The organism is Microcoleus sp. PH2017_35_SFW_U_B (assembly GCF_020737865.1).
In the GTDB taxonomy this organism is placed as follows: domain Bacteria; phylum Cyanobacteriota; class Cyanobacteriia; order Cyanobacteriales; family Microcoleaceae; genus Microcoleus.
Genome location: NZ_JAEQDE010000138.1, coordinates 1 through 13,237 on the forward strand (window position 1 = coordinate 1; position 13,237 = coordinate 13,237).

Annotated in this window: 16 protein-coding genes; 10 read left to right on the plus strand and 6 right to left on the minus strand. The window is 46.4% G+C overall.

The window, feature by feature from the left end; translation table 11 throughout:
* Window positions 1-139 precede the first annotated feature (139 nt).
* The 3 genes from JGK36_RS30750 to JGK36_RS30760 all read left to right on the plus strand — a co-directional run bounded on the left by JGK36_RS30750 (window position 140) and on the right by JGK36_RS30760 (window position 1,190).
* Entirely contained in the window at window positions 140-394 is a 255-nt protein-coding gene (locus JGK36_RS30750) for a hypothetical protein (RefSeq protein ID WP_293184570.1), read from the plus strand.
* Between the two features lie 88 nt (window positions 395-482).
* Window positions 483-944 (plus strand): hypothetical protein, encoded by a 462-nt coding sequence (locus JGK36_RS30755; RefSeq protein ID WP_293184568.1) that lies wholly within the window; start codon window positions 483-485, stop codon window positions 942-944.
* Window positions 945-1,190: a sensor histidine kinase KdpD gene (locus JGK36_RS30760; protein ID WP_293184566.1), complete on the plus strand. Its 246-nt coding sequence runs from the start codon at window positions 945-947 to the stop codon at window positions 1,188-1,190.
* 175 nt (window positions 1,191-1,365) lie between these two features.
* On the opposite strand, the gene JGK36_RS30765 is transcribed toward JGK36_RS30760, so the two are convergent.
* Entirely contained in the window at window positions 1,366-2,220 is an 855-nt protein-coding gene (locus JGK36_RS30765; protein ID WP_293192761.1) for a DALR anticodon-binding domain-containing protein, read from the minus strand.
* Window positions 2,221-2,576: 356 nt separating this feature from the next.
* On the opposite strand from JGK36_RS30765, the gene JGK36_RS30770 reads away from it, so the two are divergent.
* The 5 genes from JGK36_RS30770 (at window position 2,577) to JGK36_RS30790 (ending at window position 7,628) form a co-directional block, all read left to right on the plus strand.
* Window positions 2,577-3,398 carry a Crp/Fnr family transcriptional regulator gene (locus JGK36_RS30770; RefSeq protein ID WP_293184560.1) on the plus strand — a complete coding sequence of 274 codons (822 nt, stop codon included), beginning with the start codon at window positions 2,577-2,579 and terminating at the stop codon, window positions 3,396-3,398.
* A 222-nt stretch (window positions 3,399-3,620) separates the two neighbouring features.
* Window positions 3,621-4,193 (plus strand): haloacid dehalogenase-like hydrolase, encoded by a 573-nt coding sequence (locus JGK36_RS30775; RefSeq protein ID WP_293184578.1) that lies wholly within the window; start codon window positions 3,621-3,623, stop codon window positions 4,191-4,193.
* A gap of 355 nt (window positions 4,194-4,548) precedes the next feature.
* Window positions 4,549-5,178, plus strand: coding sequence for a methylthioribulose 1-phosphate dehydratase (mtnB, locus tag JGK36_RS30780; protein ID WP_293184558.1), 630 nt, complete (start codon window positions 4,549-4,551; stop codon window positions 5,176-5,178).
* Between the two features lie 263 nt (window positions 5,179-5,441).
* Window positions 5,442-6,476 (plus strand): patatin-like phospholipase family protein, encoded by a 1,035-nt coding sequence (locus tag JGK36_RS30785; protein ID WP_293192764.1) that lies wholly within the window; start codon window positions 5,442-5,444, stop codon window positions 6,474-6,476.
* A 336-nt stretch (window positions 6,477-6,812) separates the two neighbouring features.
* Window positions 6,813-7,628 carry an MlaE family lipid ABC transporter permease subunit gene (locus tag JGK36_RS30790; RefSeq protein ID WP_293199014.1) on the plus strand — a complete coding sequence of 272 codons (816 nt, stop codon included), beginning with the start codon at window positions 6,813-6,815 and terminating at the stop codon, window positions 7,626-7,628.
* Window positions 7,629-7,774: 146 nt separating this feature from the next.
* Here JGK36_RS30790 and JGK36_RS30795 read toward each other — a convergent pair whose 3' ends face one another.
* Window positions 7,775-9,238, minus strand: coding sequence for an SGNH/GDSL hydrolase family protein (locus JGK36_RS30795; protein ID WP_293184553.1), 1,464 nt, complete (start codon window positions 9,236-9,238; stop codon window positions 7,775-7,777).
* A gap of 386 nt (window positions 9,239-9,624) precedes the next feature.
* Between JGK36_RS30795 and JGK36_RS30800 the strand changes: the two genes are divergently transcribed.
* Window positions 9,625-9,969 carry a Dethiobiotin synthetase gene (locus tag JGK36_RS30800; protein WP_293184551.1) on the plus strand — a complete coding sequence of 115 codons (345 nt, stop codon included), beginning with the start codon at window positions 9,625-9,627 and terminating at the stop codon, window positions 9,967-9,969.
* 46 nt (window positions 9,970-10,015) lie between these two features.
* On the opposite strand, the gene JGK36_RS30805 is transcribed toward JGK36_RS30800, so the two are convergent.
* The 3 genes from JGK36_RS30805 to JGK36_RS30815 form a co-directional block, all read right to left on the minus strand.
* Window positions 10,016-10,213 (minus strand): hypothetical protein, encoded by a 198-nt coding sequence (locus JGK36_RS30805; RefSeq protein WP_293184548.1) that lies wholly within the window; start codon window positions 10,211-10,213, stop codon window positions 10,016-10,018.
* Window positions 10,214-10,410: 197 nt separating this feature from the next.
* Window positions 10,411-10,554 carry a hypothetical protein gene (locus JGK36_RS30810; protein WP_293199010.1) on the minus strand — a complete coding sequence of 48 codons (144 nt, stop codon included), beginning with the start codon at window positions 10,552-10,554 and terminating at the stop codon, window positions 10,411-10,413.
* A 296-nt stretch (window positions 10,555-10,850) separates the two neighbouring features.
* Window positions 10,851-11,555, minus strand: a complete 705-nt coding sequence (locus tag JGK36_RS30815) for a glycoside hydrolase family protein (RefSeq protein ID WP_293184574.1) — start codon at window positions 11,553-11,555, stop codon at window positions 10,851-10,853.
* Window positions 11,556-12,160: 605 nt separating this feature from the next.
* Between JGK36_RS30815 and JGK36_RS30820 the strand changes: the two genes are divergently transcribed.
* Complete coding sequence (locus JGK36_RS30820) at window positions 12,161-12,310, plus strand: hypothetical protein (protein ID WP_293184545.1); 150 nt, start codon at window positions 12,161-12,163, stop codon at window positions 12,308-12,310.
* 172 nt (window positions 12,311-12,482) lie between these two features.
* Here the strand turns inward: JGK36_RS30820 and JGK36_RS30825 are convergent, their stop codons facing one another.
* The gene (locus JGK36_RS30825; RefSeq protein ID WP_293199012.1) at window positions 12,483-13,142 is read right to left on the minus strand and encodes an NAD(P)H-binding protein; all 660 of its coding nucleotides are present in this window, start codon (window positions 13,140-13,142) and stop codon (window positions 12,483-12,485) included.
* Between the last annotated feature and the right edge of the window lie 95 nt (window positions 13,143-13,237).

A 13,237-nucleotide genomic window follows, 5' to 3' on the forward strand; every position in this document is an offset into this window, starting at 1 on the left:
AACCAGGGGCAAATAGTCTCGTGCGATCGCCCGAGTTGCGGACAAAGCTACCCAAATAGTCAAGGATGGGTAGCTTTGTCCATAAATTAAGTTACAGTTCCTAACCCTGGGCTTTCACTTTTTGGCCGCAGGTGTGGCTGTGGGAGAAACGCCCCTGTTTATTACTTTAGGAGAACCGGAAGCGCAATTGCGCGCCAATGCCGAAACTCTCGGTTTTGACATGGAGGCGATGGCCTTCCTCGATTTGAGCCCCTCCTCAGAATTTTTTACCGAAGTTCAAACCTACGACATTTTCTCGCCGTCGGAGGTGGAACGAGAACCGACTACACAAAAGATTATCGATCGAGTCCAAGCTGTCAATTTCTACTCTGCTGCGCCGCTGCGAATCGGTTAACATCCCGGTTGGGGCGATGATGGCACAAGGAAGTCTTTAGGTGATACCTGTGGAACCTTTGCTGTATTCGCCGGATCAGTTTGCGAGTATGGTACGCCAAGAGGTGGAACAGGAAAAGACGCGGATTGTGATGATTGACAGTATTTATGGCTATCAGATTTCGATGCGCGGGCAAGATTTGGTGAATAATTTGCACGCTTTGTGCAAGTATCTCAAGAATATGGGAGTCACGGTGATCTTGATTAATGATGTTCTGCTGCTGGGTCGAGCTGAGTCAGGAAAAATGGCGCTTTGTTTGCTACCGCTAGACTTGGCAAAGTTTTGTAAAGAGTTGGTATCGGAATTTCAGAACAGCCTGAAGTTGAAACCTCAAAACGATCCGGTGACGCTGATTTTTGTGAATCAGTGTCAATCGGCGATTGCCTGTTTGGAGGCTAGCTTGCTGCGGCGCATTCTCAGCAATTTGCTGTCTAATGCTATTAAGTATTCTCCTCCGAATACCGAAGTAGTTTTTGAATTAAAACTAACTGAAACCGAGGCTGTTTTTTAGGTGCAAGATGCCGGAATTGGCATACCTTTGGCAGACCAAGAACGGCTGTTTGATTCATTTTTTCGTGCGAAAAATGTCGGTATAATTCCCGGTACAGGACTGGGGCTGAGCATTGTTAAAAAATGTGTGGACTTGCACGGCGTCGAAATTGCGTTGAGCAGTGAAGAAGATGTCGGTAGTAAATTTACCGTAACGCTGCCGCTCGCAAAACTGGAAGAAGAGCAACTGTCGCCTGCAACGCCTTAAACTAGATGCAGGCACGATCTTGAGATATTCAGTATGGAAATCGCAGATGTAATCGCGCTAGTCCATCCGGCGATCGCAGTAGCGCTAGTTTTCAAATGGTTTGTAGTAAGGACTTTAGTCCCCTAACTTTTATGAGGACTAAAGTCCTCACTACAAACATTTTTTATGAGTGCAATCAAAGTTCTATAGGAGCAATGGCATTTAATAGCTCTTCTAGGATAAACCGCAGCAAGGATTGAGTTGCCAATATTAAACCCAATCGGGCTTGGGCGAGTTTTGGCTGTTCTGTTTTGACTTCGCCCCAAATTCGGCACTGGCTGTAAAAAGTCTGAAATGCAGCGCTCAAACTATTGGCTAATTTGAAATAATTAACAGGTTTTTCGGGTTGATTTGCCTCAAAAACCGGAGCTAAACAGTCTAGCACTGCGATCAGTTCCGAAATTAAACTGCGTTCTGCTGGAGCTACTAATAGCAGCCGACGATCGCCCTCGTCAACCCAAGGAATAGGATTTGGGGCCGCCAGCGACCAAATTTGCGGCGCTGTGGTGACATCCGGCTGTGCGATCGCAATTAACCGATCGCGATCGGCCATTCGCAGCAGGGAACAGCAGCGTGCGTGGCTGTACTGAATCGGAAACAGCCGATCGGCGGATATAACAGGAGATAAAGTGCGATATTCTGGAACAGGGAGGGGAATTTGAGCTAATCGCTGCAACCAGAAAGCTAAACCCGCATCAGTCAGCTCTAGCTCAATTATTCCTGACGGTGCGACTTGAACGGCGAAATCTGGACAACACAGCGGCTTGAGAATTTCAGCCAACTGTGCGGCGATCGCCTGCGGTGTCTGGTCCCAAGTTGCAGCCCATTTCAGGGCGATCGCAGACACGTACACCACCCGCTCCCTATTTTTAGCCCGATTTAACGGAATTTCGCTCGTTGTGCCTTGCTCTTCGATCGCGAAGAGAAACCTTAAGAGCAAAAAACACTTCACTGTAACTTCCGGGCACTGGGATATATTTAATGTATCCATATCGGCTATTCTTGCAGTAAAAGTGCCTAGAGACTGTTACCACTTGCGCTATCTTTGTACGTTAAACTGCTGATGTCAAAGGTAGTCGATCGGCTCGCCCGGGCGAGTTCACATCGAAGGAATGGGCTTTCTAGCGATTTTTGGGGTAAATATACAATAATTTACGATCGACTCATTGCCGAATTCTACCATTTTCATGTATTTTTTGCTACATTGAGTTTTTAGGTGAAACTGAGAAGAGTCAGCACAGTTAAGAAGCGTGTCAGCTCAATGGGGGGTTGGTTGTCTCACTTAGTATCGCAATGCAGGCAAAAGCTGTTTTTCTCACTAACTAAATATATCCCAGAGCCTCACTTATGCAATCAACTTCCACACCTCTAGAAACGATCGATCGACCGTTTATCACCTGGCAGCGAATTATCGACTGGGCCCAGGAACACTACCGCTGCCGGACTTTTAGCAAAGACGAGAAGATTCCCGCCAGACCCGGACTGCTCTATTTAGTCCAGAAAGGTTCTGTGCGGCTCGTCGGTAGCGCTCAAGTTAGCGCCGCTGCAACAAAGTCCAAATCCGTTTCCAAAACTACAGAAGAAGCTTTTTTGGGCTTCGTCGGCGCCGGTCAGCCCTTTGAACTGGTTGCTCAGTCTCCCTTTACGCTCCAAGCTTACGCCCACGCCGATCACACTCACGTAGTGTGGATGTACTGGCACGATTTGGATAATTGGCCTCACTTCCGCCGGGAAATTTTGGATGCGTTTCGCTACCAGCACCAGCGAAAGCTTCTCTGGCTCAGCACTTTGGGACAGCGCCGGACGATCGACAGATTGCTGGGTTTTCTCACTTTGTTGATCGAAGAGTTCGGCGAACCCTACGTAGGTGAGGGAGAACCGGATGTGGTTCGGGGCTATCGGCTGCCTTGGGCCTTGACTCACGCTCAAATTGGCAGCGCCATCGGCTCGACGCGGGTAACGGTGACGCGGCTGATGGGCAAATTGCGATCGAAAGGTTTGATTAATACTGAGGATGATAATTTAATCTGTTTGCCTGCTAAGGCTACTCCCCAAAAGACAAAAAATCAAAAGCAGGATGTAGAAGCATTCCTCGAAGACGATCTCGAAGACGATCTCGATGAAGATTTCGACGATTCTCTCGATGACGATCTCGAAGAATCTGCATAAAATCCTGCGGGTGATTGCTAACAGCACTTAGCTATTATAGTATGGCTGTTTTCTTCTTGCTTCTTGCTTCTTCGGTGTACGATGAGTTTTGTAAACTTTTCTCGTTCTCGAATGGTGCGAATGATGTCGGACAAGCAAAAATCTCCAATCCCGAACAATCAGCAACGGGTGGTATTCTGCGACTTTGACGGCACGATAACTGTTGAAGAAACTTTTGTGGCAATGCTCAAGCATTTTGCACCGGAATTGTCGTCTCAACTGATGCCGGAAATGTACGCGAGAAGGATCAGTTTGCGCTCGGGAGTGCGGCAGTTACTAGAGTCTATTCCCTCGGAATGTTATGGGGAAATTGTGGAATTTTCTAGGGGACAACTGATGCGGCCGGGATTGGTGGAATTGCTGGATTTTTTGGACGCGCAAAGGGTGGATTTTGCGATCGTTTCGGGCGGCCTGCGGGTTATGGTAGAGACGGTTATGGGTGATTTGGCACACCGGGCGATCGCAATTTATGCTGTAGATGTGGACGCTAGCGGCCCTCACTTGCAAGTCAATTCTGAGTTTGAAGGAGATACAGAATTGGTATCTAAGGTGCGAGTGATGGCGCAGCACCCAGCCCAGGAACAGGTGGCCATCGGAGATTCGCTGACGGATTTTAACATGGCTTTGCAGGCGAACTCGGTGTTTGCGCGCGATCGGCTTGCCGAATATCTAGACGAACAGCAAAAGCCGTATACTAAATGGGATAATTTTTTTGACGTGTTGGAAAATTTATCCCAGCAATGGAATTGCAACTAAACTATTGGCCAAACAGGGCATAGGGCATAGGGCATGGGGCATGGGGCATGGGGCATGGGGCATGGGGCATGGGGCATGGGGCATGGGGCATGGGGCATGGGGCATGGGGCATGGGGCATGGGGCATAGGGCTGCGGTATGTGTATTAGACTTGAATTGCAAAAATCGGAAAACACCCTGAAATTATCTGCGTTTATCTGTGTTTATCTGTCTGACATCTGCGGTTGAAGGATCGATCGAAGACTTATGCAATCTTGTCTATTGGTAAAGTGCGCGTTGCACACCCTGCACTTAGATATGCCAGCACAATTCCTATTAACGTAAAAGGTAGATAAAAAACTGAGGATTAGTAGAGAATGAGTGAGGATGTGAGATCGGATTTAATTGTAGCAGCCAAACATTTTTACGATCGCGGTTGGATGGCTGGGACTGCTGGCAATCTTTCAGCCCGCTTACCAGACGGCAGTTTTTGGATTACTGCTAGCGGCCGCCAGAAAGGGCAGTTAACCCCTTCAGATTTTATCAGAATGAGCTCCGAAGGCGCGATCGTCGAACAACCCGTTCCAGACAGCCGCCCTTCCGCCGAAACCAGCATTCACTTAGCCGTTTACGATTGTTTTCCAGGCGCTAAAGCTTGCTATCACGTACACTCAATCGAGGCAAATTTAGTTTCTCGGCTAACAGCAGATGATTCAGTGCCTTTACCTGCGATCGAAATGCTGAAAGGTTTGGGGGTGTGGGAGGAAAACCCACAGGTGGCGATACCCCTATTTGCAAATTATTTAGAAGTGCCTAAAATAGCCAAGGAAATTTGTGAATATTTCGCCGTTTGTGTACCCTCTGTACCCGCGTTGTTAATTCGCGATCACGGCATCACAGTCTGGGCAGACTCAACCGCCGCCGCCTACAATTATGTAGAAATTGTAGAATATATTTTTCGCTACACCCTCGCAGCCAGCCAATTAAACTTAAATTTGAGATGTTAGATTGGGCCAGTCTCGGACGCAAAATCTAATATTTCTAGGGCGTGCAGAGGCGCAGCTTGCCACTAAATATCGCGTCCAACCAGTTTTTTAGTCCGGGACTTTCATTCAGTTGACAGTTGACAGTTGACAGTTGACAGCGACCTCTACGCTTAAGTCCGAGGATTGGAGTAATGAATAGTCTGATTTTAATTTCTCCCGGGCTTGGGGCTTTCAACCAATTCTTTCTGGTAACGAACTAGCAAATATCGAGAAAAGGCAAAAACATGGCTAAATATACCCGAGTTTTATCGATAGATGGAGGCGGAATTAGAGGGATTATCCCCGCGCAAATTGGAGTCACCCTAGAGTCAAAGCTACAACAAAAAAGCGGCAACTCAGATGCCAGAATAGCTGACTATTTTGATTTAATCGCCGGCACGAGTGCGGGAGGAATTTTAACCTGTCTCTATTTGTTTCCGGATGCAAAAAATTCCAGCAGGCCTCAGTGGACTGCCCAAGACGCGGTTAATTTTTCGATCGATAGTGGCATCGACTTTTTTCAAAGTTCATTTTTGAAAACACTCGAATCTCTAGACGGTTTGATAGATGAGAAATATCCGAGCGATGCGTTAGAAAAATTCTGTTGGCAAAACTTCAAAGATTGCAAACTCAGCCAACTCCTGAAACCTTGTTTAATTTCCAGTTACGATGTCGAAAGGAGAAAAGCTCATTTTTTCAATCAAATAGATGCTAAAAAATATCCAGCAGCAGACTATTTTCTCAGAGATATCGCCAGAGCCACATCTGCTGCTCCCTCTTACTTTGAACTTCCCAAAATCTACTCTTTGACAAACGAATCCTATGCTTTAATTGACGGAGGAGTATTCGCCAACAATCCCGCACTTTGTGCCTATGCCGAAGTGAGAAATAAATTAAGAATTCCCGAGACTCGCTCCGACAAAGGCCCGACAGCAAAAGATATGGTAATTTTATCGCTGGGGACGGGACAAGCTCAGAAAAAATTCCCCTACGAGGAAGTGAAAAATTGGGGTAAAATTGAGTGGGTTCAGCCTTTGATTAATATCATGATGACGGGAGTTGCTGAAACTATAGATTATCAAATTATCCAAATTTTTGATGCCATTGACAAACCCAATCAATATTTGAGAATTTCTCCAGATTTAAGCCACGAACCACGACTGCCGATTGATGATGCCTCGGCAGAGAAAATATCAACTCTGGTGAGAATTGGCAAGGAGCAAGCCCAAAAGTATAATGAAGAGTTGGATAAGTTTATCGACTTGTTGCTTGCCGAGTAATCAATAGAAATTAATTCTTTGGTACGTAGTTGCGCTTCAGCGCTCTTAGCTTATATTATAAAGAGCGCGCTTTGTGCAACTGCATACCTTTTGTATAAGTTACCAACCGCAGGGCTGGCAGACTTAAAAAATATATAGCCTTTCTCAAAAAGATGAGGTATAACAGACAGCTCATATAACTACTAAACTTAGGGGGCTAAAGCCCAACAACGTACCTCATTTTTGTGATAACCGCTATATGTTGACAAATTGTGCAATAATTGCTGTACAATTGGCGAAAATCTCAGTAGTGGCAGTGCTTCGCCGTATTTGCAATTAATCGCCAGCAGTCAGTCATTGGTTAAAAATTACCAAAAGCGCGATCGACATTTAGATGAAACCTTCAAGAACAGGTGGTTTCAGCGTTTTTTAGTGACGCTGTTCCTAGGTGGCCAAGTCTTGCTGCGCCTACTCCAAGGCAAAATTGACCGCCGCAAAATCATGGAACATTTAACAACAGTAGGCTTGGATTCTTTGCGCTCCGTGCTGCTAATAGCCTTTTTTGCAGGCATGATTTTTACTGTTCAATCCGCGAGAGAATTGATTCGGTTTGGGGCGGTTGGGGCGGTGGGAGGTGCTTTTGCAGTGGCATTTTGCCGCGAATTAGCACCAGTTTTAACGGCGGGCGTGGTGGCGGGACAAGTAGGTTCTGCCTTTGCCGCAGAGATAGGAGAAATGCAGGTGACGGAACAAATAGACGCCCTGTATATGTTGAGAACAAATCCCGTTGATTATTTGGTAGTCCCGAGGGTGATAGCTTGCTGTGTCATGTTGCCGATTTTAACAATTTTTTCGGTGGCGGTGGGGATTTTGGGCGGGTTGTTTGTGGCGGTTAATTTTTATGAGTTGGAACCTTCGGTATTTTTGGAATCGGTGCGGACTTTTTTGGGGCCTTGGGATTTAGTAACTGTGGCAATTAAGAGTGTAATTTTTGGGTTGATAATTGCGCTTGTCGGTTGCGGTTGGGGGTTGACGACGGCGGGCGGAGGGAAAGGGGTAGGCCAAGCTGCAACGGCGGCGGTTGTGACTTCTTGGGTGTTTGTTTTTGTGGCGGATTTCTTTTTATCGCTGTTGATGTTTCACGAGTTGGGAATTACGAGAAGCGGGGGGTAATTGTTGTTAGAAAACTCGGCGGTTGAAACCGCGTCTATACAGAAAACTCGGCGGTTGAAACCGCGTCTATACAAACGAAACCTGCCTCCGCAGGTTGAAGAAATAACTACATAAATTAAGTTCGTAGTGAGGACTTTAGTCCTTCTTCATGGCGCCGGAATATAAGGAGGGCGATAAACTCGAATTGCTTGAATAGGAACTGTCCCGTCTGTTTCGGGGACGATTTCGAGGATGTGTTTGGAGTTGCTCAAATTCTGAGCCAATGTTGTAGGATATTCGCGACTTGAATCTGCAATTTGTGGCGGAATGTATGAATCAACAAACATCGGCTTAACTTGCCACGAAATCTCAAAGCCTTTCGGAGTAGGCTTTTTCGAGTATTCATAGGCATTTTGCAGCCACCAGTTTCTCGGTTCGATCGCGACGCGGCCCGATTTTGAAACAAACATTTTGTCGTTGGTACCGCTGCCGTCGTAACCTGTTTGAGAACCTACTACGTCAAATTTAAACTTGGTAGCATCGCTGTTAATCTCAGTGATTGTAGCTTTCCAATCTTCGACGATGAGCGGTTTTTGATTGGATACTTGGATGATTGCTGGCCAACCGACGCCGAGAGTAATGCTGGGTCTGGTGATGCTGTAAAGTTCGGGAAATTCTGAGGGTTTTTTGCCGTCGATCGCAATTTTAGCAGAAATTGCCTTGCCGTTGAAGCTTCGATCGGCGATCGCATCTATCCGATTTCCTTCAAACTCCAAAACTAACTTGCCATCCTGCCACTTAACATCAGTACCCACTGTATAAGTTTTGACTAAATTCTGCTGCGCTGTTTGAGGAGAACTTGGGTTGTATCGCAGGTAGGGTTTAATGAGAGCAGCTAGCAGAAAATTCCCCCAAGCGTTGAGGTGAATGCTGTCGCTCAATAGCTGTTTTGGCTGCAAGCGATTGTCTGTCAGATACCTGCGCCAAGGTGCGCGGATTTCCGCGATTTCGCAGCCGTATTTATTTGCCAACTCAGGCAACCATTTGGTAGAATGAGTGTTGTGCCATTCGTAGCCTTTGACTTCATTTTCATTGTCGTTTTTACCTGTCGGAATCCAGGTTATGTGGTCTGAATGCAAGAGTATTTCGCTAGTAGTGCGGCGGCGGACATTGGCAATTATCGCTTCGTAATCTTCCTCACCTCCGTAGACGTGGAAAATCAGCAAGTCTGGATAAAAAGGATACAAATCATGTTCGCTGGGACGGATTAAAATAGACGAGGCAAAGCCTCCGATTGCGCGATTTTCCACAATCAAATCTGCATCGGGAAATCGCTTTTTTAAGTCCTGCACTACATCTTGCCACCAATCTTGCTGAGTGATGGATTGACCGTAAAATAGGATGCGTACTTGGTGGCGTTCTGTGGGAGTGCTGGTTGCAAGTAACCCCATTGTTCGTTGAATTCCCGCTCCAAAACTAGCATTATTTGCAAGAGGAGCGGGCGGGGGAAATGGGGTGGCGACGGCTATTTTTTTGAGAGCCGGAACTAACAGGAAGCTCAAACACAACAAAAGTAGCCACCAGTATCTATAAATCTGGGAGTTGATGCTATTTTTCGGCCGTTTTGCCATTGTTTGATTTTTCCGTTATCTAAAACTTACCAGAAATAATTGGTTGAAAGCCTCTCACGAGTGAGGGAGAAATTAAAATCAGACTATTCATTACTCCAATCCTCTTCCTTCTAGCTAGAGGTCGCTCTCAAACTGTCAACTGTCAACTGTCAACTGTCAACTGTTGAACCCTAACTAGCAAGAGTAGCTGTAGGCTGTGCAATGCGAACCTTCCGAGAGCTTGTATGGTAGATGAGAATGCGGACTTCACGAGTAGCTTTCGGCTGTACAGTGCGCGCCTTACGAGTTGCTTGTTGATTCTTGATTCTGCTATATTAACAAATATACTGCGACAAAAGATGATATAATATTTGCTGATTAATTGCAAGAACTCGATCGCACGTCAAATGGATTACAAAACAGCCCGCAGTTTTCTGATCGACCAAGGAACCGCCCTGGAAACCAAGAAAAATCCCGACGCCTTCCTGATGCGCCTCAAAGAAGGCCAGCCACCCGTACCGGGACAGGTGACATCGATTTTATTAGCTTTAAAAATATTGTTTGAAGGGCTTCAAGAATCTCCAATGCTCGATCGCCAATTAATCTCGGCCCTCCATTTACTCTCCGCAGACAGTTTGCTGCAATTTGAAGCAGGACGGGCCAGAGGAGTTTCTTGGCCGCCGCTGCTGAAAGAAGACTTAAATAGAATTGCGATCGGAGTCAAGAATATCTTTTCCGGAGTCTGGCAATAATTAGCTAAGTCAACTCCCGACGTTCAACAAGAGAAATTGTCAAACTCTACTCGCGAAAGCTTTCTAGGGATGCTAAAAGAGCGGGAAGTCCCGCCAGGGAGGCCGATACTAAAGCCTCATCTTTATACACTCGCGATCGGACTCTGCGGATATTTTTAGCAGCCGAGGTTGTAGAGCCTCGCATCTCCCTATTGCTGGTTTCGACTAGCCCTAAATGTCTGGTTTCTCGGTTCAGGCAAAACATAGCTGTATCCTTATTTGATCCGTAGAGCCTCCAAATTTCTCGGGGCTTGCTCAATATTTATATTGTTACTCGGATTGGTAATAGGGATGAAACCATGAAATAATTATTCACGATAGTCAGGGATCGAGTTAAACTGTATCATAACTCTTATCAAACTCCATCGCAAATCTTATTAATTTGTTACAGAAAGTGTTTGTTTAAGCCGATCGCCCGCAAGATAAGTTTCTAGTGGGGACTACAATAATCATCTGCGGACTCGCATTCCGAACGATCAAACCAATTTTTGTTACAGAGTGTGTTTGTTTGAGCCGATCGCCCGCAGCTACAAAGTCATCAGTCATTAGTCATCAGTCATTAGTCATCAGTCATTAGTCATTTAACTTGTTCCTAGGCTCTGCCTTGGAACCTATACATAGAGGCTCTGCCTCGCTCTTAAAAATATCACTAAACCGAGGGTAAATTAGCAGCGGAAACCAGGTTCGTAGTGAGAAATTTAGTCCTAATCTGCGGACTAAAGTCCGCACTACGAACCTGTAGTGAGGAATTTAGTCCTAATCTGCGGACTAAAGTCCGCACTACGAACCTGTCCTAATCTGCGGACTAAAGTCCGCACTACGAACTTATTTGATATAACTCCCTAAGAACCAGCATTTGCCAATTCTTCTCGCAGCACTTTCTGGTAGACTTTCGGCAAACTTGAACTCATAGAATTGTTCTCAATTCCATATCCCAAACTCGTCCAAGTTCCCGACAACATTCGCAAAACATCAGTTAATCTTTCCTGCCGCAACATCTCAGGAATATCGGCTTTCCAAAATTTGCGATCGCTCAACCAAGCATAAACCACAGCATCTTGATATTCCGGTTCAAAACTGTAATCTTGCCACAATACAAAATTACCAGGCTTTGGATGATAGCGCTTCGCTTTATCTTTCCAAGTTGAAGTCAAAAATTGATACCTACCAGCAGCCGTAGTACATTTGCCAACATTCGGGCCGTTAACAATCTTCACGCACCAGTCAGGATGACGGCTCAAATCTAATACATATTTTCCGCCGTAAACAACGTGATAAGGCCGAGAAACATTGGACTCGCTAGCAGAAATAGTCCGCATCAAAGCTCGAATGTAAGGATCGCCCGTTTTCATAGCCAGCGGTGGCATTTTTCTCACCTCGCTCGCAGACTGCGAAAACTGCTGATTTCCCCGCAAATTTGCTACCAAAAAAACAGCGCAGCTAATTACAGCGCCGATGACAATTATAAATCCGAGAATTTGAAGTTCCGATCGCCTCAGCAAACTTTTTTGGCGGCGGCGCAGTTTCTCGGTTTCAAATGCAGTCATTTCCATTTCGGCGATTTCGGCTAATTTTCGATCCGCCCGCATCCGCCGCACGCGAAAATCGTGTTGGTATAGCGGCGCGGCTAATAGCGTTAAACTCGATAAAGCTCCTGCCAATTTTACCAGCCAGAAATCTAATTCACCGGCGATCGCCACATTTGTGAGAGTGGAGATTCCTGCGAGCATTTGCGCCGGATCGATCGATCGCGCTGGCCAATAATATATCGCCATTTGCACCAACAGCGCCAGATTGAATGCAAAAAAAATCACTACTACAGCATTCAACCCTTCTCGCAAGTGCGATCGCACTCCAGTATGCCGCCGCTTGAACTTGCGCGCCACTCGAAAGCGGCCCGGCAGCACAGTCAGCAAGGGATTGAGGATTTTGACGACCAAAAAGTGAGCGACAAAGAACAAAGGTAACTGAATCAGCCAAGCCGCCAGCAGCAGAGCCAGAAAGCCGATATCGTCGTTGGCGAAAGGAATGCCCCTGCGAAGGACAAAACTAAAACTCTGAGCGAGAGCAAATGCCCTTAACCACGAAATCGGATAGGGGAACCAAGCTGGCCACTTGAGAGTTTTCATCATGCGGGGAAGGGGAAATTTCAATGGCGGATTGTCAAGCTCTTAAGATTTTGCCAGATTTGGCGATCGAAAAATTGGCAATTCCTCTGCGGTTTGTACTGATGGGACTTGGGCGCGGGTGCGTCAGCCGATTTGAGATTCTTCGACTTCGCTGTACAAGTTTTAGATTTTAGATACTTCGACTTCGCTGTACAAGTTTTAGATTTACCCGTAAAAAAACCCGGTTACTTTGTTCGCTACCAGGGACTAAAGAAACCGGGTTTTTTACCTAAATTGTTGGCTGTAAATGCGTATTTTCGTAAAAAAACCCGGTTTCTGGGAACCAGTGCACCAGTCCTAATTCAATCAAACCACGCCAGCAAACAACTCCTCAAAACTCTTTTGCGGGGCCTCCGGCTTCGCCACAATCTCCACAACCTTGTTGCGAGACGCCGGCTGAAACAGCGCTTCCACGCAGACTTGAGCTACCTTAGTCCGGGGAATGCTGCTTTCAAACATTGTGTCGGGGCCAGTCATGACGATCGCATCTGAATTATCCTCATTTTTGAGACCGCCCGGACGGACGATCGTATAAGTCAAGCCGGATTTTTGCAAATATTCCTCCGCCTGCTTCTTCCAAACCAGAATCAGCCAAAACAGATTCAGCGGGTGAAAAAACTGAGAAACGCACAGAGAAGTCACCAGCACAAAATGCTCAATTCCCTTAGCCTTAGCTGCCTCCACCAAATTTTTAGTACCCTCCAAATCCACCTTGTAAGGCGCAGTCGGGTCAAAACCCGGGGCCGCCCCCGTCGCGCACAGCAACACCGTACTATCGCCGATCGCATCGCCCAGAGAAGTCGCATTTAATACATCGCCAATAACTAACTCAGCCTCCGGTGGTAAAATCTGCCTCGCTGTCTCTAGATTTCGGACGAGGGCACGCACTGGAATGCCACGCTTGACTAATTCTGCGACGATTCTGCGGCCAGTCTGACCTGTCGCTCCTGCTACAAATGCTTTCATCAGAAAAATGGGTTTGAAACCCCGTCCTTTCAGGACGGCTTTACATTTGTTGTTACTACCGCCTTGGAGTCGCAAGAGTTCGGTGTGATGAAAGT